At 61.5% G+C, this 21,507-nt stretch carries 15 protein-coding genes; 4 read left to right on the top strand and 11 right to left on the bottom strand.

Translation table 11 applies throughout. From position 1 onward, the window contains the following. Window positions 1-8: 8 nt before the first annotated feature. Together C7G42_RS23225 and C7G42_RS23220 are read left to right on the top strand one after the other, a co-directional pair. A complete protein-coding gene (locus C7G42_RS23225) occupies window positions 9-1,115 on the top strand; it encodes an acyltransferase family protein (protein ID WP_106951266.1) in 1,107 nt (368 codons plus the stop codon). Then, window positions 1,112-2,203 carry an acyltransferase family protein gene (locus tag C7G42_RS23220; RefSeq protein WP_106951265.1) on the top strand — a complete coding sequence of 364 codons (1,092 nt, stop codon included), beginning with the start codon at window positions 1,112-1,114 and terminating at the stop codon, window positions 2,201-2,203. Before C7G42_RS23225 ends, C7G42_RS23220 begins: the two co-directional genes overlap by 4 nt. 21 nt (window positions 2,204-2,224) lie before the next feature. Here C7G42_RS23220 and C7G42_RS23215 read toward each other — a convergent pair whose 3' ends face one another. Together C7G42_RS23215 and C7G42_RS23210 are read right to left on the bottom strand one after the other, a co-directional pair. Beyond that, window positions 2,225-3,340, bottom strand: coding sequence for a glycosyltransferase family 4 protein (locus C7G42_RS23215; RefSeq protein ID WP_283809858.1), 1,116 nt, complete (start codon window positions 3,338-3,340; stop codon window positions 2,225-2,227). A 1-nt stretch (window position 3,341) separates the two neighbouring features. Next, window positions 3,342-4,175, bottom strand: coding sequence for a polysaccharide pyruvyl transferase family protein (locus C7G42_RS23210; RefSeq protein WP_106951263.1), 834 nt, complete (start codon window positions 4,173-4,175; stop codon window positions 3,342-3,344). 123 nt (window positions 4,176-4,298) lie between these two features. Here C7G42_RS23210 and C7G42_RS23205 point away from each other — a divergent pair, with 123 nt between their 5' ends. Beyond that, window positions 4,299-5,765, top strand: a complete 1,467-nt coding sequence (locus C7G42_RS23205; protein ID WP_158537630.1) for a lipopolysaccharide biosynthesis protein — start codon at window positions 4,299-4,301, stop codon at window positions 5,763-5,765. A 27-nt stretch (window positions 5,766-5,792) separates the two neighbouring features. Here the strand turns inward: C7G42_RS23205 and C7G42_RS23200 are convergent, their stop codons facing one another. The 7 genes from C7G42_RS23200 to C7G42_RS23170 form a co-directional block, all read right to left on the bottom strand. Beyond that, window positions 5,793-6,917, bottom strand: coding sequence for an acyltransferase family protein (locus C7G42_RS23200; protein WP_106951261.1), 1,125 nt, complete (start codon window positions 6,915-6,917; stop codon window positions 5,793-5,795). 250 nt (window positions 6,918-7,167) lie between these two features. Continuing rightward, the gene (locus C7G42_RS23195) at window positions 7,168-11,076 is read right to left on the bottom strand and encodes a glycoside hydrolase family protein (protein ID WP_106951260.1); all 3,909 of its coding nucleotides are present in this window, start codon (window positions 11,074-11,076) and stop codon (window positions 7,168-7,170) included. Window positions 11,077-11,639: 563 nt separating this feature from the next. After that, window positions 11,640-13,031, bottom strand: a complete 1,392-nt coding sequence (locus C7G42_RS23190; RefSeq protein ID WP_106951259.1) for a hypothetical protein — start codon at window positions 13,029-13,031, stop codon at window positions 11,640-11,642. Further along, a complete protein-coding gene (locus C7G42_RS23185; protein WP_106951258.1) occupies window positions 13,028-14,302 on the bottom strand; it encodes a glycosyltransferase family 4 protein in 1,275 nt (424 codons plus the stop codon). Before C7G42_RS23185 ends, C7G42_RS23190 begins: the two co-directional genes overlap by 4 nt. Before the next feature lie 30 nt (window positions 14,303-14,332). Next, entirely contained in the window at window positions 14,333-15,670 is a 1,338-nt protein-coding gene (locus tag C7G42_RS23180; RefSeq protein WP_106951257.1) for a hypothetical protein, read from the bottom strand. Continuing rightward, window positions 15,670-16,809: a glycosyltransferase gene (locus tag C7G42_RS23175; protein ID WP_106951256.1), complete on the bottom strand. Its 1,140-nt coding sequence runs from the start codon at window positions 16,807-16,809 to the stop codon at window positions 15,670-15,672. The genes C7G42_RS23180 and C7G42_RS23175 overlap by 1 nt, the downstream gene beginning before the upstream one ends. Window positions 16,810-17,073: 264 nt before the next feature. Next, complete coding sequence (locus tag C7G42_RS23170) at window positions 17,074-18,177, bottom strand: glycosyltransferase family 4 protein (protein ID WP_106951255.1); 1,104 nt, start codon at window positions 18,175-18,177, stop codon at window positions 17,074-17,076. A gap of 183 nt (window positions 18,178-18,360) precedes the next feature. Between C7G42_RS23170 and C7G42_RS23165 the strand changes: the two genes are divergently transcribed. Then, window positions 18,361-19,236, top strand: coding sequence for an aldose 1-epimerase family protein (locus C7G42_RS23165; protein ID WP_106951461.1), 876 nt, complete (start codon window positions 18,361-18,363; stop codon window positions 19,234-19,236). 26 nt (window positions 19,237-19,262) lie between these two features. On the opposite strand, the gene C7G42_RS23160 is transcribed toward C7G42_RS23165, so the two are convergent. Beyond that, a complete protein-coding gene (locus tag C7G42_RS23160) occupies window positions 19,263-20,111 on the bottom strand; it encodes an MBL fold metallo-hydrolase (protein WP_106951254.1) in 849 nt (282 codons plus the stop codon). A gap of 92 nt (window positions 20,112-20,203) precedes the next feature. Further along, the gene (locus C7G42_RS23155) at window positions 20,204-21,361 is read right to left on the bottom strand and encodes an acyltransferase family protein (RefSeq protein WP_106951253.1); all 1,158 of its coding nucleotides are present in this window, start codon (window positions 21,359-21,361) and stop codon (window positions 20,204-20,206) included. Window positions 21,362-21,507: the final 146 nt, after the last annotated feature.

Genomic DNA, 21,507 nt, shown 5'->3' with positions numbered 1-21,507 from the left:
GAAGAACGATGCATAAACGGCTCGCATTCATCGATACGCTGCGCGGCATCGCCGTGTTGGCGGTCCTGGTCCAGCACGTCTTCGAGGTCATTCTCGAAAAGCATCCGACAGGCGTCTATTATGGGCCCCTCCACGACATATTCGGCTACTACATGAACTTTGGCCGGTTCGGCGTCGTGTTGTTCTTCTTTGTGAGCGGCTTCGTCATTCCGTTCAGCTTCCCGGACAGCGCCACGCCTGTGCGCGATTTTACAATCAGCCGCTTCTTCCGGCTCTATCCGGCTTATTGGACTTCGATCGTTGTCGGGCTCATGTCGGTGCAGCTGCTGGATTCGAAGAGTTTTCCCCTCGGGCAGATCGCCGCGAACGTGACGATGTTGCAGACCTTCGTGAATGTCCCGAACCTCTGGGTGTTCTATTGGACGTTGGCGATCGAGCTGCTGTTCTATGTCGGATGCACCATTCTGTTTGCGATGGGGCTGCTGAACCGGCGCTTCACGGCGGTGACGATCGTCGTTGCGGCCGCGCTGGTCGGAACCACCGCTGCGCTCCTGGTGGAGAACAGGGCCGTTTCCTCGGTGATGGAGGTCGGGCTGAACCTGTCGGCGATGTTCCTGGGCAAGATCATCCGCGACACTGTCATCGGCGGAAAGCTGCGATGGTCCCACGTGGCGGTCTGCACGCTCTTGTATGCGATCTTTGCCATCGCCCTCGCCGACCGGCGGTTCGGAGGCGTGTACCACGAGAACTTCTTCCACAGCTATTCGATCGCAGCGGCCTATGTCTGCGCGGCGCTCGTCTTCATCGGTTTTGCCGTGTTCGGTGAGAGAATGGCGTGGCGGCCGATGGCGTTCGTCGGCGTGATCAGTTATTCGGTCTACTTGATGTCGCCGTTCGTGATCGTCTTCATCCATCGCCTCGTCTGGTTCGGCGACGGGCCGCTCGGATGGTCGATCTTCCTGACCTTGATCTTGGCGTTGTCGATCGTGGTCAGCTGGATGACGTTTACATACATCGAGAAGCCGAGCATCGCCTTCGGACAAAGGTTTCGCTCGGTACGGAGAAAGAAGGTCGTTCTCGAGCCTGCGCTCAGTACCCAGGGGGCTGCGGAATGAGCAAGGCGCCGCACCAGTCGGGCGCCGGCAATGACGGATCGTTCGTTCCGTCAGTGCAGGGGCTACGCGGCATCGCGGCGCTGAGCGTGCTGATGGATCATTTCTACGATATGCCGAAGGGAGGCATGTACGACATCCCGGATCCCGGCTTCCTGCCGCCGCTCTGGCTCTGGCTGCAATCGGTTATCAATGTCGGCGGACATGGGGTCGAGCTGTTCTTCATGATCAGCGGCTTCCTGATCCCTGCCAGCCTGGTCCGGCACGGCTCGCTGTCGCGATTTTTCTTCGATCGCGTCCTGCGCATCATGCCGGTGTTCGTCGTCCTGCATCTTGCGCTCTTCGCGATAGGTCCGATCGTCGGCTACAAGTTCTTCCGTGGGATCGACCTGACGAGCTATCTCGGAATTTTCGCGGCCAATCTGTTCTTCGTCCAGGACGCGCTTGGCTTGCCCATTGCCCAGCAGAACGCCTGGACACTGACCTATGAGTGGGCGTTCTACATCTGGTTTGCAGTGACGTTTTCGATGCTGCGCGTCGGAGGCAAGATGCTGGCAGCCCCCCTGATCCTGCTGGGCATCGCTTGCCTGCTGCATTGGCCGATCACAGCGTTCTTCTGCGTCGGTATGCTCTTCAGCGCCACCGGCTTTCGCATTCGTATTCCGGGACGTCTCGGCTTGGCCGTGGGCCTGGCTTGCGGAGCGGCCATGTATGCAAGCCTGGTGCTGTTTCACCCGTTCGTGGGGCTGCTTCCCGGATTCTTGCTGTTCGGCATGGTGCTTGCCCCGGAGTCGGGCCTCGGCAAGGCTCTGAGCGCGCCAGCCCTGCAATATGTCGGCAAGATCAGCTACAGCCTCTATCTCGTGCATCCATTCGTGCTCTTCCCGTTGCAGGTGATCGGCCTGAAGCTGGTCGCAGCCGGCGTCGATCGCTGGCTGCTGTGGGCCGCCTTCATCGTGCTCGGGCTGGTGATGTCGTTGGTCGCAAGCGCGATCAGTTATGAGCTGATCGAGGTCAGGCTGAGGCGCCTGCTGGACGGTGCAATCCGTGGCATGTTCTTTCGACCGCTGAAGGTCGGGCAATCGGTTTGAGCGGCCGCGTGCCTGTCGCGGTCAGGTCACGGTACGGCCGGCGAGCTCGTGATAGGACCCCAGCAGCTGTTCGGCGATGCGGTCCCAGTTCAGGAGGCCGGCCGCGGTTTGCCTTGCGCCGTCGGTCAATGTCGCGGCAAGCGGCTTCGAGGTCAGCACGCGTTCGAGTGCATCGGCCAATGCAGTGGCGTCACCCGGAGGAACCAGCAGCCCGTTGACTCCGTCGGTGACGACGTCGGGAATGCCGCCGGTGGCGCTGGCAACGACGGGACGAGCATTGCCGTAAGCGGAGGCAAGCACCCCGCTTTGTGATGCATCCTTGTAGGGCAGGGCGACCACGGTGGCGGATTGAAACAGGCGTCCGGTATCCGCAGGCGAAATGTAGGCATTGATGGTCTTGATCGTCGGCATCGCCTCCATCCGCGCGCCGAGCCGTGTCATCTCGGGGCCGCGGCCGGCGACGATCGCTTCATGCGCCACGCCGCGTCGGGCCAACATGTCGATCGCGTCGACGAAGACGTCCAGGCCCTTGTAAGCCCACATCCTTCCAAAAAACAGAATGCGCCCGGGTTCGGGCTCGGTGAGGGAGCCTTTGCCTGGAGGAACCATGAGCACGCCGTGCATGCTGGAAACCGTCTCGCCCGCGAAGTCGGGGGAGGCGCGACGAAAATCTGCAATGCAGCTCTCGCCATGCGTCGTGACCATCGAAGCGGCCGCGCGCATGCGTCCGCGCCAGCCGTCCTCGCGTGGCGAGGTGCCGGAGCCGCCTTCCGAATGCGGGATGGCGTCGTGGACCGTCAGCACCAGGGGAATGCCGAGCGGACGGAGCAGCTGGATCAACTTGGATGTGTAGATCTCTGGAACTTCGTGACAATGAATCGCGTCCGGACGGAATGATATTATGTCGAAGAAGGACGCGGGAATGCCGATCGCGCCGCCGCGGCGCAAGCTCAGGTCGCGGATCCGTGTTTCGAACGGCGCGGCCACGGCAATATCGGCCAGTTCCCATTGCTGGTTCGCGTCCTTGGCGTTGAGCACAAGGCGGACGTCGCAATGATGCGCCAATCCCGATGCCAGCCGGTAGGAATATTCCGCAAAATGCGGTGCGTAGATGGCCACGCGGAGGCGCTTGGCCATGTCAGCTCTTTCCGCTCCAGAGGTCGATTGGGAATGCATTCATCAAGGCACGATGGTCAAAGTTGAGGGGCGCAGCTCCACCCATCTCGCGTCCTTCGTCAATACTCGTGGCAAACTCGACGTCGAACCGGCCGGTGCCCTCATAGTAGTCACGATACTTAAACTCGGCTTCTGCGCTGCTCAGTCGCACGTATCGAGCCGGTATTCCGAATGCCTCGGCGACGATGATGCCGTGGAGCGAGCTGGCCAGAACCACTTCAGCTTCGAGAATGGCGTCAATTCGACGGTTCCAGGACCCCACCGGTGAGACCACTGTGTCGGCGGTAGGGTCGATGAGACTCAAATCGTGCAAATTCGGAACAAACACCCACGGCTTCTTTGCAGTGGGGCGAAAGCGATTCGGAAACAGCTGAGGAAGCAGCAACGCGGGGTCACCGAACACTTCAGGTGCCGCGATGCCCCGGCGCTGCAGAACCTCTCGTGTACGAGGGCCCCGCACCGCTCGCACGTCCAAGTTCTGCACGCGTCGGTTGAGGTCGCCCTGTCCGAGGCGCCCGTTTACGCCGCTTCCCCAGATCACATCGCCGTCTCGCGCGTAATGGAGCACGGAGCCGATCGCGAACAAGCGCGTTTGCCGCGGCACCTCGTCGGCGAGCGTATACCCGAAATGCCGCAAGAGATGGTCAACGACGACGATCGAAAGATAGTCGCCGAAATTTATCGTTCCGTCGTCGGGACGCCAGAAGAACAAGTCCACGTGCGGATAGGGCAGTTGATGAATAAAGTCGCAGCCGACTTCGTTGATCAGCCGTCGTAGATTGCCTCGAAAATTCATGCTGCCTCGGATGTAGCTGCTTTCTTGCCGTAGTGTCCTCGTAAACAAGGCGACTGTTGGACCATAGCAGCCATGGCTCATCGACGAAGGTCGACCTAACCTCGAATTGTGACAGGATTCCAATTGCGCCACGAGATTATCAAGCCGCGCTCGATCGTTTCGGGCGTCATTTGGTCCGCACTCGATTCCGCGGTCGGGCAGGCTCTCACGCTCGCAATCTACATGATCATGGCGCGGCTGCTGTCGCCGCAGATTCTCGGCATCGTGGCAACGGGAGCGCTGGCGCTCGAGCTCTGCCGGGCAGTCCTGATCGAGAGCATCGCGATTGCAGTCCAAGCGCGTCCCGATCCGAACGATGAGGACTACACTGCCTCGTTCTGGCTCATTGCGGGCCTCTCCTTGTTTGCAGCACTCGCACTGTTTGCCTCAAGCGGCGCCATCGAACGATTCTCCGGCCTTTCGGATCTTGCCATCGTTCTCAAAGGATTTTGCATCGTGGTGGCCGTGCAAGGTCTGTCACGGACCCACGAAGCCTGGCTGACGCGCAATCAGCTCTTTCGATCCCTCGCCATCCGTTCAATTTCTTCAATCTCGGTTGGCGGGGCTGTAGGGATTGCGCTGGCGACACAGGGTTACGGGGTCGTCGCGCTGGTCGGACAGCTCGTCTCGACTTCGTTGATCTCGCTGGTCAGCCTTTGGATTCTGACGCCTTGGCGCCCTGGGCTCCGGGTCAGCCGGCAGGCTGTTATCGAGCTCCTGAGATATGCGCGCTACGTCGCGCTGACAGGAATCACCAATTTCGCCAATGCCAATGCCGATCTGATCTTTGTCACTTGGTATACCGGCGCCGCCGGCGCGGGCTTCTACAGCCTCGCCAAGCGCCTGGTCAACGCCGTGAGTACGGTGATCGGAAACGCGTTGAACCGCGTGTTCTTTTCGACCATCGCTGGCCTCCAGCATGACCGGGAAGCGTCCCGTTCGACGCTGGTCCACTTCGTCGTGTACACCTCGCTGCTGACGGCCCCGCTTTTCGCCGGCATAGCCGTTCTCGCGCCGGATCTCATCGTCAGCTTCTTCGGCGCCAAGTGGGGCGAGGCCGCCCCTCTACTCGCAATCATGTCAATCACCGGATTCCTGACAACGATCGGCCTCTACAATCACTCTGTGATTCTGGCATTCGGCAAACCGCACTGGCAGACGTGGCTGACACTGATATACGCAGTTTCGAACATAGCGATCTTCATCCTCGCTGCGCCGTTTGGCCTTATCGCAATCGCTGTCGGTTACGTTGGTCGCGCCTTGGTGCTGTATCCACTATCCGCGGGAGCTTCGATGCGGATACTGTCGCTCGGTATTAGGCCCTATGCCGCGGCGCTGATGCCCGCACTTGCGGGCTCTGCAGTGATGGCATGCGCGGTGGTTGCTGCCTCCGTTGCCATGCCGGCTACGTCGCCATGGCTGCGTCTCGCCGCGCTCGTGCTGCTTGGTTCTTCGGTCTATCTTGCCGTTGTCGCGGTGGTCGCCCGGCCGGCCGTGGCGCGGATATGCCAGGAAGTCTGGGGTCCTGTGCGGCGATCGTCGAGGACCTAGTGGCAAGATCTGGCAGCACGCACACACCTAGCTTGCGTTAGCCGCCTGTCTGGTCTCGGAAAGACCGAGCGGCTCGGCTTTCGAGACGCGGGCTGATCTTGCGCCACCGGGCGTAAGCCGGTTGATCAATTTTCGAGCCGGGTCTTCGACATAGTGATACGTCACGTCGGCAACGACTGTCAGAACGATGCAGCAGACCAATGCAAACACTGGAAACATGCTTGGCTGAAGTCCGAAATAGTGCCAAGCGGGCTTGAAAAGCAGGATCAACAGCACCTCGTGCATCATGTAGATGGCATATGACGTGTTGCCGAGGCGGCCAAGCCAGTCGGAACCGGGAAACCGCGCGAAAGCGCTTTCGCCCGTGGCTGTGACGAGGATCGCGAGAGAGAACAGTATGATTGCAAGGTCGGGCTTGGCAAAGAAGTTGAGGACCAGGATCGAGACGGCAAACAGCGCTATTCCGGCGAATGCGACCGGCTTCTTGCGATAGTCGCTCGAGAGCCTGAACAGGACGGTGAGGAGAATCCCGTTCAGGAAGCTCGGAAGCGCCCGTAACATCCCGAAATCGAAAGTTGCCCCGTACATCTGTGAACGTTCCTGCCAGATCGGCAGGTGAGCATGGGCAAGGATTCCGTAAGAGAGCGCGACGATGATCGCGAGCATCAGCGGCGAGATCCGCCCGGCCAGCAGCATGAACAATGGGAATAAGAGGTAACAGAACAGCTCGGCGCTGATGGACCAAGCCGGCGAGTTGAAGCTGAGATGATCTGTGATACCCCACGCCTGCACGAGGAAGAGGTTTTGAATGAACTCCGTCCAGCTCGCGTGCGAGGTCGGACCGGATATGCCCATGAGAGCAAGGATCGCGAATATCAGCAATGTGAGCAGATGCAAGGGGTAGATTCGCGCAATCCGCCTGATGAGGAAGCGCGCATAGGAGCGCGGGCCGGGTGAGGTTGAAGGATAGGAATAGGAGATCACGAAGCCTGACAGGATGAAGAACATGTCCACGAACAGGCCATAGGACCCGTTCCAGGCCGGCGAGATGCCCGTGTCGATCAGCTTCAGGTGGAAGATGAAGACCCCGAGCGCGGCGACGAAGCGGTAAAAGTCGAGAACGACAAAACGTCTTGCTTCATTGGCTTCCATCGTGCCTCGGAGTCCTTGCGCGGTTCGTTCTCCTTCTAGAGTCGAATTGTGACGCAAGTTCGCAAGCGCGCCGGCCGATGCGGCTCAATCGCGGAAGCCCGGCCAAATTCACGGGGCCTATCCAATTGCGAATAGCAGTCAGCTCTGCTCATCGAAGAGGCAGGCGCCCGACAAACGAACGGAGCCGGGACCCTGTACGGCCCCGGCTCCCTTAATGCTCTTGGCGTCCATTTGGGCAGGTCTCGGCGGCTCAGACGAACACGAAGTCGTGGCTCGTCAGGCTGGAGACATAGACGTTCTTCAGCAGAATCGAGTCGGTGGCCGAGAACGTGATGAGCGCGTTCGTGCCGGATTGCGTGATCTGGAGGTGGCCGTAGTCCTCCGCCAGCAGTTTCGAGATCGCGATCGTGTCGTGCGTCGTCCCGCTGCCGGCCTGGAAGTTGAGGATCTGGTCCTGGCCGTGGTCGTACGCGATGGTGGTCAAGCTCGGCGCCGCCGAGAACACGTCGTTGCCGGCGCCTCCCTGGATCGTCACGCCGCCGGCGACGGCCGTGACGTTGTGAGTGCCATCGGTCTTGGTCTGATCGAGGAACTGCAGAGCTTTTGCGGTGTTGTAACTCTCGTGTTGCGTGAGGCCAGCCTGTCCGTTGAAGTTGAACAGGAAGACGTCCCGTGAGCCGTCGGCGTGGCTGGCGACCTCCTGGGTCTTGATGCCAACGCTGTTATAGATGTCGGTCAGCTTGCTGCCGTCATTGTGGATGACCTGGGTATAGTCCAGAGTGCCGTTGGCGTGGGCCCTTGTGATCTCGACGATATTGCCCGAGGCATCGAGGTGCTGGTGCTGCGTGACGTAGGATTGGCCGGTGACGTTGTAGTTCCAGTTGTCCGACGTGCCGTCGGCGTTCTTGATATAGGCAGCGGTCTTGATACCGCCGGTGTAGAGCGTGGTGGAACTGTAGCCGTCGCTCTTGGTCGTCACCTCGCTGGTGATAATTCCTTTGGCGTCATACCAGTCCGAGGTTTTGGTGCCGCCGGCCGTCTGCGTCAGCGTGAAGGCCAGGCTGTTATCGGCGTGGGTGCGCACGATATCGGTGAGGAAGCCGGTGGAATCGTAGCTGTCGTGCTCTGTAGTGTAGTTCTGACCGATGACGTTGAAGAGATGGACGTCCCTCGAGCCGTCGGCGTGGTAATCGGTCTCCGTCTTCTTGATGCCGGAGGCGTCGTAGTTGGTCACGACGCTGCCGCTGTCACCGCCGACGACCTGGGTATAGTCGAGCGTGCCGTCAGCGTGCCAGCGGGTCACCTCCGTCGTCTTGCCGGTCGGATCGAGATGCTGGTGCTCCGTGGCATAGCTCTGGCCGCTGATCTTGTAGGTGTAATTGTCTTGGCTCAGGTCGGCATTGGTAATGTAGGCCGCAGTCTTCAAGCCGTTGGTATAGACCGTTGTTGAGCTGTAACCGTCGGCCTTCGTGATCACCTCGCTGGTGAGGACCCCCTTGGCATCGTACCAGTCCGTTGTCTTGGCTCCGTCCTTGCTCTGCACCAGCTTGAACGCCATGCTGCCGTCCGCGTGCTTGCGGATCAGCGTCGTGAGGAAGCCGGTTGCATCGTAGACATCGTGCTCGGTCGTGTAGTTCTGGCCGGTGATGTTGAAGAGGAAGACGTCCTTGCTGCCATCAGCGTGGTACTCGGATTGTTTCGTCTTTACTCCCGTCGAGTCATAGATGGTGACGACGCTGCTCCCGTCGTTCTTGACGACTTGGGTATAGTCGAGCGTGCCATCCGCGTGCTTGCGGGTGACGGCGGTGACCTTGCCGGACGGATCGATGTGCTGGATCAGCGTGGTGTAGCTCTGACTGGTGATGCCAAAGGCATAGTTGTCCAGACTACCGTCGGCGTTCTTGATATAGGCTTTCGTCTTGACGCCATTGCTGAACAGCGTCGTCGAGGTGTAGCCGTCGGCCTTTTGGAGCACCTCGCTGGTGAGGCTGCCGTCGGCATTGTACCAGTTGGTCGTCTTAGTGCCGTCAGCGGTCTGTATCAGCTCGAAGGCCAGGCTGCCGTCTGCATGCAAGCGCGTCAGGGCCGTGAGGAATCCGGTCGAATCGTAGACGTCGTGCTGGGTCGTATAGTTCTGGCCCTTGATGTTGTGCGTCGAGACATCCTTGCTGCGATCGGCATGGTAGGCGGTCTCGATCAGTTTCACTCCCGTGGCGCTGTACAACGCGATCACGCTGCTGCCGTCACTATTGTAGACCTGAGTCGAGTCCAGCGAGCCGTCGCCATGGCTGCGTGTCACCGAAATGACCTTCCCGGAGGCATCGAGATGCTGCACCTGGGTGGTGAAGCTCTTGCCCGTGATGTTGTAGGCATAGTTGTCCTGCGAACGATCAGCGTTCTTGACGTAGGCGGCGGTCTTCACCCCGTTGGTGTAGAGCGTGGTGGAGTAATAGCCATCGGACTTCTGGACGACTTCGCTCAGCAGGGTGCCGGCCGTGTTGTAGGTGTCCGTGGTTCGCGTTGCGTCGGTTGCGACATGAACGAATTTCGTATGAATGCCGCCGGTGTAGCTGATCACGTCCTTGGAGCCGTCGCTGTACACGACGGTAGTGGAGGTCGGCTGCCCGCTTGAATTGAGGCCGGTGTCGGATCTCGAAAGCAGCTTTCCGCTCGAATCGTAAGTCGTCGTGCTGGTCCAGGTCGCCGCCGCGTTCGTCACCGAGAACGAATATCCGCCCTGGATCTTGGACAGCGCGCCGCCGTAATGGGCGATCATGTAGTCCATGGTCGCCTTCGAGGCGACCTGCAGGACGTGGGAGTCGGTCAGCGTGATGGTCTGCAGCGCCGGGGACTCACTCAGGTCCGACAGCTGCGGCACGATCTCGGCAGCGGTGCCCGTGATGCTGGCCCTTGTGTCCGGCGGCGTCGATGTCCCCGGAGGCGCGTCGATCTCGATGATCACAGGGTGATCGCTGACCGGAATGGAGATCGTGCTGATGTCGGTGTAGCTGGCGATCGCCGTGGTGCCCGTCAGGGTGTCATAAACCTTCACCGAATGATGCACGCCACCAAGGTTCACCCTGACGGTTTCGGTCGGATTGGAAACCTCGGTGTCGTTGGCGTCCTTCCAGAGCTTCGGCTCCGCCCACACGACGAGCTCGTAGGCACCGTTGCTCTTGCCGAGCACCATGCTGTTGCCTGTCGCGGGCATATTGTTCAAGGTGTAGTTCAGCGGATCAGTCGGCTGCTGGCCGCCCTTGCCGTCATCGGCCAGAATGGTCGTGAGGTTGTGAATGGCCGTTGCGGCGAGCTTGGGCGTTCCGTCGGAGTTGAACAGGCCGAAATTGGCTTCGGGATTGGTGTTGGCTGCAGACGAGTCGCGGTCGAACAGCTCGTAGAGATAGGTCGCGCTGACGCCGGCCTTGTAGGCATCAACCAGGGTGTTCAGGATCGATTTGGCCTGCACCGTCTCGTTGACGCCGAGATATTGGGTGTTGGCCTGCGTGGTGTAGCCGGTTTCCGTGATGACGATAGGCTTTCCCGGAGCCGCGGCCATGACGGCGCTCAGCGTCGCGGCAATGGAGTTGCTCGGATTGAGGCCGGTGCTGACATAAGCGTGGGCGTTGGCATAGTCGACAGAGCCCGACATGTTACCGAGCTGGCTGTAGCCCTGGGGATCATTGTAGGCCAGTGACAGATTGTACACGGGGATGCTGGCGAGCGTCGCGTTGGCATTGACGGTTTGATAGAGCACACTCTGAAACTGGGCCGCGGCAGTGAGGCTCGAGCTGCCATTGTAGCTGAAGGGCTGGTGATTGGCCTCGTTGAGCCCTTCGATGGCGCTGATGCTGCCCGGGTGGTTGGTCGCGAACTTCTGGAGCGAGGCGATGTAGTTCTGCAGCCCGGTTGTGCCGGTCTGGGGCAGCGCGGATGACACCAGGAAGTCGAATTTGTAGCCGGCAGCTGCCAGACCCTCGACGACTGGTTGCGCGGCCGGGCTGGTCCCCATGGCGTCGCGAAGATGGGTGACGCCCAGATACTTCAGGTCATCGACCATCAGCGCGAGATTGTTGTAGCCGGTCCAGCCAAAGCCGGCGTGCGTGTTGACGCCGATGGAGTTGATGAAGCCGCTGGCGGACAAGATGGTCTGATCGGACATTGCACACTCGATTTCAGCGCGAACGAAATTGCTCGCAGGGATTGCGTTCAAGCTTCTCTGTCGAGTGTGAATTTCAGATAAAAATCAACGCTACAAATCGCGAGTGAACGAGGTTCCTTGTCGAGGAACAGACTCATTCTGTGTTGCAGCAGAATATTGATACGATGCCGGGACAGCATGACGTGAGGAAGGCGCTTTGAAGATTTTTGCAATTCGCGCTGCTGAATGTATGCGCAAGCTGCGCAAATTGGATACAATTCATGTGACGGATTTTGAACGAGTAAGCGGCGTGCTCGCGGTGCGCGAGTCGACAGACAGCAGCAAGACATTTTCACGCTGTCCCGTCGTTCGGAGTATCCGTCTCCGCTCGTGCAGCTTGCGCCAACCTGCACGGGAAGTTCGCAGATGCCACCTACATTGGCGGTTAAGTTGAGATGTTTGCGCGCAATGGTTGTGTTTGCTCAGAGATGGTGCAGCAATCGCTGTCGAAGCAGCCCAAGAGGACGAGGCAAACGAGTTCCACATCGGAACCTGATTGCTTTGCCGGCTGCTGGTGCGACCGATCAGCCGCGGCGGGGCAACATCAGAAAGTCTCCGCGCCATCCGATGACCGCGGTCGCAATCGCGGCGATCGCAATCTTGCCGGCGAGCCATGCCGCGGGCTCCGTCGGTATCCAACCGAGCGATCCGATCAGCATTGCGGCCAATCCAGCCTGCACGACCAACGGCCAGCGTGGGAACACTTCGAACCGCAGGGTAGGACCAAGCGCGACCAATATCGTGGCGAGCGTGGCGAGTGAAGCGCAGTTGACCGCCCCGCGCGGCGACAGGCCGGCTGACATCGCGACCAGGGCGAAGGACACGACGAGGGCGAGCTGGCCGGCCGCGACGACGACGAGCCTGATCGCCAGCTTCTCGAGGTGGGGGACGACCGCGATCGTCGCCTGCAGATGGGTGTGCAGGAAATAGAAGGCGGCAACCGTCGGCGCCGTCTCTACGAAACCATCCAGGCTCGCTTGGGGCACCAGGATACGGGCTGCGTCTGGAATGAATCCAATGAGACCACCGAGCAGCACGAGGGTCGTGCAGATCATGAATTCGAACATCCGCCGCGCCGACTGCACCGATTTTGCGCTGCCTCCGTGTTCGAAGTCGTTGACCAATTCGGGATAGCTCACGGTGTGGATCGCCGCATTGAGGACCCAGAAGGGACGCTGCAGGAGGTCGAGCGCAATCGAGAATCCGGCTCCGGCTCCTGTCGCGCCCAGCTGACCAATGACGACGACACGGAGCAGCACCGGAACGGACAGATGGATGACGGACGCGCCCGCGGCGAGCATGCCGTAGCGGGAGAAATCCTTCCAGTCGGCCAGCATGTCCTGCAACGACACGCGCTTCATCGGCGTGCGATAGGCGATAAGGCCGGCAAGGAGGCCGAAGGCCTGCCCGGCAGCAATTCCAATCAGCGCCGCTTCGGCCGTTCCCGAGATCAGGCTTCCCGCGGCGGCTCCGGCCAGAAGGGCCGTGGCGCGCAACGCAAGCAGAAAGGAGGAGATACCCAGCCGGTCGGACAGCCGGATCGACAGGATGTAGAGATCCGTCAGGCCCTGAAGCACGGATATGCCGAGGCCCAGCGCGACGATCGCCGTCGGGAGCTGGCTGGCCAGAGATGCGCAGCTTCCGACCACAACGAGCGCGGCCGCGCTCGACAGGCCCGCTGTGAACAGCGACCACCTCAGCCGCGCCGCCTCGTTCTCCCTGGCTGCCGCCAGAAACCGCAGTCCGGCCAGCTGCAGCCACTCGAACATCAGGACGCAGAGCAATTGGCTCGAGGCCAGCGCGAGCGAAAAGTTGGTGTAGTCGGCGGCGGGCAGCAGATGGCTGATCGCGAAGATCAGGATGATCGCCGCAGCGCTCTGATAGACATAGCCCGCCATCGCGAGGAGGCGTGTCATCTCGGGATGAGGCGCTCCTTGCCGACGGTCCGCCCCTGTGGCGGGTCGGACGTTACAGCGCGCATGCGCGACATTCGCTGCTCGCGCAATTGCTCATACAAGTTCTTGTATGAAGACAGCACGTCGGAGAATATCCACTTGTTGGTATCGGCAATGAGGCGCCGGCTGATCTCGTCGATCTTCTGCGGATCTGCTGCGACGGCGAGCATGCTTTTGGCGAGGGATTGCGGATCGGCTTCGGTCAGCCAGCCGGTCACTCCGTGCTCGATGACTTCGGGCATGCCGCCGAAGCGCGTTCCGAGCAACGGCCTGCCGGCCGCCTTGGCGTCGGCCACGACGAGCGGGCCGGGGTCGTGCCAGATCGATGGAGCGATCACCACGTCCACCTGCTTGTAGAAATCGTCCGGCACCACGAAGCCCATGAACTCGATGCGCGCATCCGGTGCGAGCGCCCTGAGGCGCCGTTGCTCCTCGTCGCTGACGCGGCCGGCGATCAACATGCGGATGCGGTCCCGGGGCAGTAGAGCCAGCGCCCGCATCAAATTGTCGATGCCCTTTTCCTCCGTGAGGCGGCCGATGAATCCGAACGTCACTTCCGTGGTGCAGATGGGACGGGGGTAGGGCTCGCGCGGCGGTTCGGTCGAGGCATTGCGGATCACGGTGCGAATTGGCGTTTCGGCAAACATGCCCATGTCGGTATGAATGGACAGGACGCGCTGGCTGACGCCGACCACGGCGCTGAGCCAATGCGTGGCGCGCTTGCGATGAAAGGTCAGAATCTTGCAGCTCGCGCAGGTGTGCTCGCATGACCGACCCTTGTCGAAACGGGAGCAGCGCGGGCAGGTCAGATAATAGTCGTGCAGCGTATGGAGCACGGGGACCCCGAGCTGGGCGGCAACGCGCCAGACCGCGGTGGTGAGACCCGATAGATTGTTGGAGTGCAGCACGTCCGGCTTGAAGGCTCGGATGCGTTCCGCGATCAGGGGGGCCTGCATCTGCCAGTCGTCGACCGCGTGCCAGATACTGCGCAATGCGACGTTCTTCTGCTCCGTGAAGGGCAGATACACGTTCCGCACCGGCGCGGAATAGACGTTGATGCCGTCGCAGGTTTCCGGAGCTTGCCCGGGCGTGGATGCGGCCCGGATCACTTCCACCTCGTCGCCGCGCTGCGCCAGACCTTCGGCGAAGCGTCGGGCGAAGATCTCGGCGCCGCCGACGATCTTTGGGGCCTGAGGCGTTGGATAAAGCGTGGACGTCAAAAGAACTTTCATCGCGTCAACCTCATGTCTGTAATATCGCGACTACCGCGCCGGCCTTATCTCCAGGGCGGGAACGGCACTGTCATTGGCTGCAATCAGGACCGGTGTGCTCGAGACGGGGATCCAGACTCCGGACGCGGGCTTTGCCGTCTGGTCGCATGGCATCGCAAAGCTTGCACCTTGTTGATCGCCCTTGAGCCGGATTTCGTAACGTCGGTCCGGGGTCTCGGACCAGACTGCAATTCTGCTGCCGGAATTCGTCGATGCATTGATCGACACGACGCCGCTGGCGAGTTCGCGTCGCTCGGCACTCAGGGTGGGACGAATGAAAGCCCAGGCCCCCTGGACCGCGCAGGCGACGGGTTTGGGCGAATTGTCGAAACGATAGAGCCCGAAATTATCCTCCAGCTCCGACGGGTTCTTTCCACTGTCCTTGAGCTCATAGAGCCACATGCCCTTGAGCCAGCGCGTCGCGGTGGACGCCCACAGGATCAGCTGCGCGGAATTGTCGGCCTGGGCCTGCTCGCTGACGCCGCATTTGTTGCTGGCCGTGGTCCAGCCCGTCTCGGTGACATAGATCGGGAAGTCAGGGTTTCCGGAGGCCTGGGCGACCAGACGGTGAAACGCCGTGAGCCGGTCGATGATCTCGGCTGACGTGCGTTTGCTCGGGCCCATGCAGAAATTGTAGAGATGGATCGAAGCACCGTCCGCATATTGAAGGATGCCAGTCCGCAGCATCTTCTCGGTCCACGTCCAGCCCGGATCGTCGCCGAGCGCTCCGACCAGGAACGGCGCATTCGGCGCGACCCGTTTCGCTGCTGGTCGCGCGACTTGCGCGAGCGCCAGATAGTTCTCAGGCGAGAACGCCGGATCTTTCTTCGCCGCCAGATTCCATTCGTTCCAAAGCTCGAACAGCGGATGCTGCGCCACGACCGATTGCGCCGCCGCCGCGACATAGTCGGCGTACCGCTGCCGCGCTTCATCGGTGGTCGGCGGCGAGGAGTTCGGCACCAGATGATGGCCGAAGGCGAGGATCAGGAGGGGGCGCGCGACGCCGGACCTGACCTGTGCTTCGAGCCTGCCGAGCCTGGGCGTGAAACCCATCCGGCGCCCCGCCAGTTCGAAATCGGACCAGGGAAAATCATCGCGGAAGGCATTGAGCCCGAGTTGCTTGATCTGCGCGACGTTCTCCGAAGGTACGTATCCGCGCGCGCTCACCGGGCCACCCAGCCCCTGATGGGTGCCGACACCCAGCAGAAAGCGGGCATCGAGCGGCTGAGCGTGCTGCGCGCAGGCGGGGACCGACAGAACAATGAACGAGATGAGGCCCGCGAGCCGCAGGAGATTGCCGCGAGCCAAGGTGCGTGCGCGCCTTGCCATCAGAAATTCTTGGAGAGGTCCGATTGCAGCCCCGCCTTCGCGTCGATCGGTGTCCGGTCGTCATGAAGCAGCTCGGCATAGACCTGCTGCAATTGCCCATGTGTCTTTTGAACGTCGTAAAACTGCTTGAACCGGTCGTAGCCGCGCTGTCCGAGCACCTTGAGATCGAGATCGAGTGCTCGGCGGAAGCCATCGACGAGCGGCTGGACCGCAACGGGCTCGCAAAGCACGCCGGTCACGCCATCGACGACGATCTCGGGCAATGCTCCGCTGCGGAACGCCAGGATGGGCTTGGCCGCGCGCATCGCTTCCAGGGCAACGAGGCCGAAGGCTTCCCATCGTGACGGGATTACGACGAGGTCGGCGGCCTCGAGCTGGGTCTCGATCGTCGGGCGATCGAGCCAGCCCAGCAGGGACACGTTGGACGGGACGCTCGGGCCTTCGTATTTGTTGACGACGGAGGCGCCGATCATGCGGATCTCCAGCACATCCTCGAGCGAGCGTGCCGCTTCGATCAGGAGATCGAAGCCTTTCTGGCGGTCCAGGCGCCCGATGAACAGCACCTTGACCTTTTTGGACGTCCAGTCGGCCGCGACAGGCTGTGGTGTGCGGCTCCTCGAGATGCCGTTATGGACGAGGGTGAGGCGCTCGGCGGGAATCCCGGCGCGGACGGCTTCGTTGAACTCATCGCCGGAGATGCAGATGATTCGGTCTGACGTGCGCGCAAGGAGGTTCTCCGCCGCTTTCGTCACGAGATGACTGAGGCGGCCGGTCTCGCGTGAAAACGCCCAGCCGTGCGGGCAATAGACGACCCGCGGGCCATCTGAGCGGGCCGCCAGCGCCGGGCGCATCACGAGGCCAGCAAACGAGGAATGCAGGTGGACGACATCGGGACGGACGGCATCCAGCGCTTGCATGCTTGCGCGCAACATCTGGAACAGGCCGGCAACGCCGCGGCCGGATCGCTCGAACGTCGTAATCTGATTGTCATCGATCGCCGGAAGATCGCCACGATGATCCGACGGCACGACGTAATGCACGTTCCCGGTGCCGAAGCTCGCTTGTTGCTGTGGGTGCAACTCGTTCAGGTAGCTCGCAATCCCGCCACGGATCGTCTCGGCGATGTGCAGCACTTTCATCGTTTGCCTTCCGTAGGACCGCGTTGGAGAGCGGGATATCACGAGTCCCTGCTCCGAGTTCGCTAGTGCGAAACACAGTTCCTCGAATCCGTAGCGATATTGGGGCAGCGATGTGTTGATGTTGCGCCAAGCTCTTTGAGCGCACGATTGTCATAGTAAGAACGAAAACGTCTGGTGGAACCATGCGTATGTGCGCGAGTTGCAGCCAGTTGCAAATTGTTTGTGCGAAAACCGATGCGCGTGATGAGCGAACTGCATCGAACTTCAAGCAGCGCTGGCAACGTTTGCTGGTGGTGCAAGATGGTCGAGTAACGACTTCGCCGACTTCTGCCACGAAAAGAACGCAACGCGGTCCTGCTGCCGCCGGCGTTCCTGATCGGAGATGGCGCCGATTGCCAATCTTTCGAGCATGAGTTGCTTCAACGCTTCGGCATCATTGGCGTCAAAATACGCAGCGGCGTCGGCGCACGTCTCAACGACCGCCTCGGCTGTCGAGGCGATGACCGGGCAACCGAAGATCATGGCTTCGAGCGGCGGCACGCCGAAGCCTTCATAGAGCGACGGAAATACGAATGCCGATGCATGCGCGTAGAGCGCTGCGATCTCGCTGTCCGTCAGACGCCCGGCCAGCAACAGGCCGGAAACCCCGTCGCTCGAATTGTCCTGGAAGACCTTGCTGTTGTCGCCGCCGACGATGACCAGTGGAACGTCAGTCCTGTCGAGCAGCTCGATGGCCCGGATCGCGACGGAAAGATTCTTGTTCTTGGTCCTGGAACCGACATAAAGAAAGAAATTTTGCGGCTGAAGCCCGAGACGGCCAATGATGCCGGGATCCGGCTTCGTCCTGGCGAAGTGCTCTGCGCTATTGGGGAAGACCGGGATCGCTGTTGCCGACAGATTCAGCACCTCGGCAAGCTCTTTGCGCGAAAAGCCCGATACCGTTGCGATGCTTGCGTGCCGGGCGAGCAGACGGCCCATGGTCCGGTGAACCGCCAGATAGCGCCAGTTGAAAAAATCGGGCCTGCGAAAGACCTGTGCGTCGTGGATCACGACAATGTGGTCGCGATGGAACACCGGGCCGGAATTAGCGAGACTGATCAAGCGGCCTCCGGCGGCGGCGCGCGCCAGGTCGATTTGGTCCCAGGCGTGCCCGCGCAAGCGGCCGACGGCGCGAATCTTGATTCGTTCCAGCTGAAGCTGCTCGCTTGCATCCACGGGCGTCAGCAACTGCCAGTCTGCGTTGCGCAGCGAGGCGGGCGTTTGCTCCGACGCCAAAAGCACGTCGATCGCCTTGACGATCTCGGCGGCATAACGCTGAACGCCGGTGAGCTTTTGCGACAAGAAGCGGCCGTTGATGAAGAATTTCAATTAGCTACCACATTGGTTGATCGGCGCCCGGGGCCGACCTTGCGGCAAGCAGGCGAGTGGACGAGCCGCAAAGGAGCAACCGTTAGGTACAGAAATATGACCAAGCGCTGCACGGCGGAGGCGCTCCGCCTGCATGGCTGACGCTGCCTTGCTGCGTGTGAGGCCGCAGTGTAGATGTCGGCCATGAGTGACGATACCCACTCCTTTCGCAGCGGCTCCCTCGCCGCGACCGTCAAGGCGCACGGCGCCGAGCTGTGCTCGTTGAAGGACGATTTGACCGAATTCGTCTGGCAGGCCGGGCCGGAATGGCCGCGCCATGCGCCGCTGCTGTTTCCGATCGTGGGGCGTCTTGCCGGGGACGAATTGCGGCACCGGGGCAAGGCATACCGGATGACCCAGCACGGCTTTGCGCGCGACTGCCGCTTCGCATGGGCGGAGCGCGGCGAGAGCCGCTGCGCGCTGGTGCTCGAAGACAACGAGACGACGCGTGCACTCTATCCGTTCGCATTCCGGCTGACCGCAATCTATGCGCTCGATGATGCCGGCCTCGATCTGACGCTCACGATCGCCAATACCGGCAAGGAGACATTACCGGCTTCGATCGGTGGCCATCCCGCGTTCAACTGGCCGCTTCAGCCGGGACATGCCAAGGAGAGCTACGCTCTGACGTTCGCCAGCGCCGAGCTGTCTCCCGTCCGCCGTCTCGATGGCGGATTGCTGCGTCCGGCAACGGAGCCGAGCCCGATCAAGGGCGCGGTGCTTCACTTGTCCGAATCCCTGTTTGCCGATGACGCCATGATCTTCGACCGGATCGAGAGCGACGCGGTCCGCTATGCTGCGTCCAGCGGCCCCTGGCTGAAGATGTCATGGCGCGGCTTTCGCGAGCTCGGGGTCTGGTCGAAACCTTCGGGCGCACCGTTTCTCTGCATCGAGCCCTGGCGCGGCTATGCCAGTCCCGTCGGCTTCGATGGCGAGTTCGCGGACAAGCCGGGCCTGATGCATATCGCGCCAGGTGCGGAAGAGCGACTGTCGTTCCGGATCGAGGTCGGATCGTCCTGAGTCGTAGGGCAACTGATCGTTGGCGCCTAGACCTCTATGCGCGTGAGATCCTCGCCGAGCACGACCGGCCCAGCATAATCCTGCCTGATATCCGCAAGCAGCGCGTTCAGCATGGCATCGTCGGCGCGCGGCCGGTGATGGGTCAGTGCGAGCTTCTTGACGCCGGCCTTGGCCGCAACCTTGCCGACGGTGTCGCCGCAGGCGATGGTGAATTTCGCAAGACGGCGGAGGTGCGCGTTGTTGATCTCCGGCGTTGCGAGGAAACAGCACTGGACAAGCAAGTCGGCCCCCTCAGCCAGCCGCTCGAGCCCGGGGCAGGGCACCGTGTCGCCCGAAATTGCTATGATCTTGCCCTCCGCCTCGAAGCGGTAGCCGAGACACATCCATCGCGCGAGAAAGGCCGGCGGCATGTCGAGGCCGTCGCCATGCGACACAAGCTCGGCGCTGATCTTCCAGCGCCCGGTGTCGAGAACGGGCCCCGGGATGATGTCCGTCGCGACGACGGGTTTCCAGCCGCCGAAGGCTGGATCGCCCTTGTCCCGCCAGGTGATGTTCTTGTCGTAGACCTGCGTGATCAGCGTGTCGGCGAGCCGCTCGGTATCCGGTGGCCCATAGATGCGCAGCTCGCCCTTGCGTCCGTGCATCCATGAATTCAGCATCACATCGTAGAGGTCGCCGATGTGGTCGAAATGGTGATGTGTGAGAAAAACCGTGTTGATGGCGCCGAGCGGAACACCGGCCTTGGTGAGCTGCACCATCACACCGCGGCCTGCGTCGAACAGGATGTTCTCGTCGCCGAGCCTGATCAGCGTGGTCGTTGCCATGCGGCGCGGGTCCGGGCGCGGGCCGCCTGTGCCGAGCAGTATGACCTCCATGGTACCCACTCCAGCGCGAGGAGTTTCCAGAGTAGGTGCGAAGCGGGCATTGAAGCAAGCTGCATCCCGGTAGCAGGGGCGGAGAAGGGCGTTCAGCGCATACCGGCCGCGGTGGCGGCAATGGCGGGCCGGAGGGTCGACCGGTCCGATCCCGCGGATGTCAGGCGATGCGCCAGGTCCTGCGCGCGCCGTTCGACCAGATGCCATGTCGCGCGTGCGACGAGATAGCTCAGCGCAGCAGTGACGACATAGGCGATGAGCAGCGAGACCAGTCCATCGGCGAGCGGCCAGAGCTGACGCAGGCCGTAGATCACCGCGAAGTGGGCCAGGTACATCGAATAGGAATTACGGCCGAGCGCTTCGAGCGGCTGGAAGCGGATCGCAAGCTTGATGCAACCGGCAACCAGCGCGCCGAGCACGAGGTTGATCATCAGATAGTTGAATTCGTGCGAGCCGGTGACGCGGTTGGCGACAAAGGACAGCGCGATGAAGACCGCGTAGATCGCGGCGTCCGACTTGGCAAATCCGTCGCGCAGCGAGAAGAACAGCGCGCATCCGACCAGGAAGACCGGCAACTGGTTCAGGAAGCTGATGTGCAGCGTGGTCCAGACGAATGCCTCGTGGCCGGGCCCGTAATAGGCGGAGAACAGCGCGAAGGCCCACGGCTTGAACAGGCAGACATTGACGAGATGCAGCACGATCGCGAGCGCGACATAGAGATGGCGGCGCGAGCCGAACGCGGTGACCAGCAGCGGGAAGACGAGATAGAAGGTCATCTCGGCCGCGATCGACCAGTCGCCGGGCACGACGCTGTTCACGCTGTCCGGCCAGAAGCCATGCAGGAACGTCGCGGTCAGGATCACTTGAACGGGCCCGATACCGTTGGGCGCATTGTCGCTCGGTCCGGTGCCGTTGATGATGAGGTAGAGCGGGATCGCGAGCCAGAACAGTGGCGCGATGCGCAAGACACGGCGGATGTAGAATTTGCGCGTCGGACTGGTTTCGACACGCTGCGTCCACATCAGGCACATCGTCATGGCGCTGACGAAGTAGAACACGTTGACGCCGGTCCAGCCGCACATGAACGCGTAGTCGACGGCGTGGATGTTCGACGGAAACGATTGCGAGACGTGGATGGCCATCACGCCGGCGATGGCGAGGCCGCGCAGGACATCGAGTGTGTGCGAGCGGCCGAACGGCGCTGCGCCTTGCTCGCTTCGACCGGCGGCCAACCGGGCCTGCCCCTGCATCACGCCTGCTCCGTGTTTCGCATTGTGCAGGCGGGACCATAGAGGCGCGGATCGGCTTTCCGAAGCCGAAGGCTTTCTTTACGTTAACCGCCGGTTGAGCCCAAAGCCGAATGTGCGGGATCGGCTGCCACGGGCCGACGCAAGTC

It is taken from the genome of Bradyrhizobium sp. MOS003 (genome assembly GCF_003020125.1).
Lineage (GTDB): Bacteria > Pseudomonadota > Alphaproteobacteria > Rhizobiales > Xanthobacteraceae > Bradyrhizobium.
The sequence above is the reverse complement of the archived record's forward strand: the minus strand, read 5'-3'. Positions and strand labels throughout refer to the sequence as shown.

What these genes read in the sequence shown, in the direction of transcription:
- C7G42_RS23215 (WP_283809858.1), bottom strand. Translation starts at nt 3,340, where the DNA reads ATGGCCAAGCGCCTCCGCGTGGCCATCTACGCACCGCATTTTGCGGAA.
- C7G42_RS23195 (WP_106951260.1), bottom strand. Translation starts at nt 11,076, where the DNA reads ATGTCCGATCAGACCATCTTGTCCGCCAGCGGCTTCATCAACTCCATC.
- C7G42_RS23185 (WP_106951258.1), bottom strand. Translation starts at nt 14,302, where the DNA reads ATGAAAGTTCTTTTGACGTCCACGCTTTATCCAACGCCTCAGGCCCCA.
- C7G42_RS23225 (WP_106951266.1), top strand. Translation starts at nt 9, where the DNA reads ATGCATAAACGGCTCGCATTCATCGATACGCTGCGCGGCATCGCCGTG.
- C7G42_RS23200 (WP_106951261.1), bottom strand. Translation starts at nt 6,917, where the DNA reads ATGGAAGCCAATGAAGCAAGACGTTTTGTCGTTCTCGACTTTTACCGC.
- C7G42_RS23180 (WP_106951257.1), bottom strand. Translation starts at nt 15,670, where the DNA reads ATGGCAAGGCGCGCACGCACCTTGGCTCGCGGCAATCTCCTGCGGCTC.
- C7G42_RS23155 (WP_106951253.1), bottom strand. Translation starts at nt 21,361, where the DNA reads ATGCAGGGGCAGGCCCGGTTGGCCGCCGGTCGAAGCGAGCAAGGCGCA.
- C7G42_RS23190 (WP_106951259.1), bottom strand. Translation starts at nt 13,031, where the DNA reads ATGACACGCCTCCTCGCGATGGCGGGCTATGTCTATCAGAGCGCTGCG.
- C7G42_RS23160 (WP_106951254.1), bottom strand. Translation starts at nt 20,111, where the DNA reads ATGGAGGTCATACTGCTCGGCACAGGCGGCCCGCGCCCGGACCCGCGC.
- C7G42_RS23220 (WP_106951265.1), top strand. Translation starts at nt 1,112, where the DNA reads ATGAGCAAGGCGCCGCACCAGTCGGGCGCCGGCAATGACGGATCGTTC.
- C7G42_RS23175 (WP_106951256.1), bottom strand. Translation starts at nt 16,809, where the DNA reads ATGAAAGTGCTGCACATCGCCGAGACGATCCGTGGCGGGATTGCGAGC.
- C7G42_RS23165 (WP_106951461.1), top strand. Translation starts at nt 18,361, where the DNA reads ATGAGTGACGATACCCACTCCTTTCGCAGCGGCTCCCTCGCCGCGACC.
- C7G42_RS23210 (WP_106951263.1), bottom strand. Translation starts at nt 4,175, where the DNA reads ATGAATTTTCGAGGCAATCTACGACGGCTGATCAACGAAGTCGGCTGC.